3 protein-coding genes and 1 pseudogene are annotated in these 3,105 nt (G+C 60.9%); 2 read left to right on the top strand and 2 right to left on the bottom strand.

Annotated elements, in window-relative coordinates; all coding sequences use genetic code 11:
• Window positions 1–193 (top strand): hypothetical protein (locus HU811_RS27545; protein WP_225248496.1); only part of this gene is annotated, 193 nt, incomplete at its 5' end.
• Window positions 175–972 carry an acyl-CoA thioesterase gene (locus HU811_RS26185; RefSeq protein WP_186658960.1) on the top strand — a complete coding sequence of 266 codons (798 nt, stop codon included), beginning with the start codon at window positions 175–177 and terminating at the stop codon, window positions 970–972. The genes HU811_RS27545 and HU811_RS26185, both read left to right, overlap by 19 nt.
• An 8-nt stretch (window positions 973–980) precedes the next feature.
• Here HU811_RS26185 and HU811_RS26180 read toward each other — a convergent pair.
• Window positions 981–1,199, bottom strand: a pseudogene (locus HU811_RS26180) (terminase); the annotation flags it as partial.
• A gap of 294 nt (window positions 1,200–1,493) precedes the next feature.
• Window positions 1,494–2,975 carry a methyl-accepting chemotaxis protein gene (locus HU811_RS26175; protein ID WP_186658959.1) on the bottom strand — a complete coding sequence of 494 codons (1,482 nt, stop codon included), beginning with the start codon at window positions 2,973–2,975 and terminating at the stop codon, window positions 1,494–1,496.
• Window positions 2,976–3,105: the final 130 nt, after the last annotated feature.

Raw genomic sequence — 3,105 nt, 5'->3', positions numbered from 1 at the left:
CGCGAGCAAGCCCGCTCCCACATTGGATCTTTGTTTGCCACATAACCCTTGGATTGTGGGTGGATTCAAGGTTTGCGGCTTTTCTGCCAGTCTCTTTGGCCAGAATGAGCGCTGTGCCACCCGTCTGGGCTGGTTAAGATTCCTGCATCTTTTTCCCATGTTTTTGAGGTTGTCATGCGCTTTTCCGATTTGATCGATGCCGTGCGCCGTCAGCCAGAGGCTGTGACTATTGCGCCTGAATGGGGTCAGGGGCGCGCCAGTTTTGGCGGGCTGGTGGCGGCGCTGCAATATGAAGCGATGCGTGCGCGGGTTCCGGCGGATCGCCCGGTGCGTTCGCTGGCGATTACCTTCGTCGGGCCGGTAGAGGCCGACGTGCCCGTCAGTTTCGAAGTCGACGTATTGCGTGAAGGCAAGGCGGTCAGCCAGGTATTGGGGCGAGCGGTACAGAACGGTCAGGTAGTGACCGTGGTACAAGGCAGCTTCGGCGCCTCACGCTCCTCCGTGGTGGCGGTGCAGGCCGACCCCGCGCCTGAGTTCAAAAGCGTGGAACAATGCCAGGAACTGCCCTACATCAAGGGCGGTACGCCGGAATTCATGCGTCACCTGGCGCTGTGCTGGAGTGTCGGTGGCCTGCCGTTTACGGGCAACAAATCCCGCAGCATGGGGGGCTGGGTGCGCTTGCGTGGTGATGTCAAAGAGGAGCCGCTGAACGAGGGGCACATCCTGGCATTGGTCGATGCCTGGCCTCCGGCGCTGCTACCCCATCTCACTCAAATGGCACCGGGCAGCACGCTCACTTGGACCATTGAATTCGTCCAGCCACTGCTGGAACTCACGACACTGGACTGGTGTAAATACCTGGCCGAGATCGAGCATGCCCAGGACGGCTACGGCCATGTCGCCGCCAGGTTCTGGAGCGCTGATGGTCGCTTGATCGCCATGAGCCGGCAGACGGTGACAATTTTCGGCTAAGGCTCTTCATGACCGTGGCACTGCAACACGAGTGCGGCAATCATGCCGAGGGAGCCGATGGCGACATTGGCCAGGCTCAGGCTGAATACCCCCGATACCATCAGCAAAAACGCGACGATGAACAGCGGTACGGCAATCTGCTGCAACACCGGATTGCTCGGGTGACCATGATGGTCAAGGCAGGCGCGCCATTGCCAGGCCGGGAAGTGGGGGTGACGTTTGCCCATGATGCTGATCCTTGAGTTCGCTAAACCGAATAACCCAAGGGTAGGCCCAGCCGGGCAGCGCGACGAATCGCGGTTGGCTATCGACGTGATAGGTGGCCATAGCCTTTCACCGACGGACTGCTTTTTTTGTGGGAGAGGGGATTTATCCCCGCTGTGGGAGCAAGGCTTGCCCGCGATCCAGGCGCCTCGTTCCCCAGGGCGACCACATCGTCTTCATCGCGGGCAAGCCTTGCTCCCACAGATAAACCCCAGGCCGCAAGCGTTCTGCCAGGCAGCTCAACAGACTGCGGGGCCCTAAAGCTTGAGCTGCCCGATCGCCTTGTTCAACGCACCGGCCAATGTCGCCAGCTCATGGCTGGTGGTGGCCGAGTCCACCGTCTGGCGCACGGTATTTTCAGTGACGTCACGAATGCTCACGACCGCCCGGTTCATTTCCTCGGCAACCTGGCTTTGCTGTTCGGCCGCCACTGCGATCTGGGTGTTGCTCTCGCGCATCTGTGCCACCGCCCCCGTGATCTGCTCCAAAGCCTCCCCGGCTTCCCGGGCCTGTTGCACGCAATCGTCGGCCTTGTAGGAGCTTTCCTGCATGAAATCCACCGCGTCCCGGGTTCCGGCCTGCAAGGCCGACACCATGGTGGTGATTTCATCCGTGGAGGTTTGTACCCGCTTGGCCAGGTTGCGTACTTCGTCGGCCACCACCGCAAATCCGCGACCCATTTCCCCGGCTCGCGCCGCCTCAATGGCCGCGTTGAGGGCCAGTAGATTGGTTTGTTCGGCGATGCTGTGGATCACGCTGACCACGCTGTTGATCTTCTGGCTGTCTTCGGCCAGGCGCTGGATCATTTCGGCGGTCTGCTGCACACCGCTGGACAGCCCGGTGATCGACTGTTGCACCCGGCTGACCACTTCGCGGCCATTGCCGGCCAGGGTATCGGCGGTTTTCGACAGGTCGCGGGTGGCGCCGGCATGTTGGGCGATGTGATAAACCGTGGCAGACATCTCGTTGATCGCCGTGGCCGCCTGATCGGTTTCGCTTTGCTGGCCGAGCATCCCGTTGCGAACATCGTTCATGCTCGATGCCAGGCGTGCTGCACCGCTGTCCAGTTGCCGGGCAGTGCTGGCAACGGTGTCAACCACACGTTGATAGCCGGCTTGCATGGCATTGAACGCCGCCGCCATCTGGCCCACTTCGTCCTTGCAGGCCAAGGGGACGCGGGCGGACAGGTCACCGGTTTTTTCTACGTGCAGCATTACATCCTTCAGGGTGTTGAGCTGGCTGAGCAGAAACCGGATCAGCAGCTGCGATGCGCCCAGCATGGCCAGCATCAACACGAACACCGCCACGGCGTATTGGCTGAAGCGTTCCCTGAACACCTGACTCAGGCTTGCGCCTTGGGCCAGCACGGCGAGCTGTTGGCCGTCACCGGCACGGATCACGTCGGCGCCCAGCAGTGGATTGTCGCCCAAGAAGGGGCTGGCCGAGAGCGCTACCCAGCCGTCTGCCTCTGCCAATGAGGGTAATGATTGATCGTTGAACATGGGGATCTGGCCACGCTGGAATACCAGCAGGTGATCGGCCTTGGGCAATGGCTGCCCGGCAGGCCAGGCAGTCAGCAAGCGTGCCTGGGCCTGGGCGTTCGTCTGGGCCGCATGGTTGCGCGCCTGTTGTTCAAGCTGCACCGCGTAGAGTACGAGCAGCAAGGTCGTGACAAAGGCGACCGCATTGACCGCCCAGAATTTGTATTTCAGTGAGATATTGCTAAGCCAGGCACCCATGGAAGGTCTTCTCTGATAGCGGAAACAGTTTTGGCAAGGTGCCATTATTGTGCCGCTATCCAAGGCGAAGGGTGTTGATATGGGTCAACAGACAACGCCTATCCCCTGTGGGAGCGGGCTTGCTCGCGAA

The sequence above is a fragment of the Pseudomonas tehranensis genome (assembly GCF_014268615.1).
Classification (GTDB): domain Bacteria; phylum Pseudomonadota; class Gammaproteobacteria; order Pseudomonadales; family Pseudomonadaceae; genus Aquipseudomonas; species Aquipseudomonas tehranensis.
Note: the sequence above shows the minus strand (reverse complement) of the source record. Positions and strands in the feature narration are given on the sequence as shown.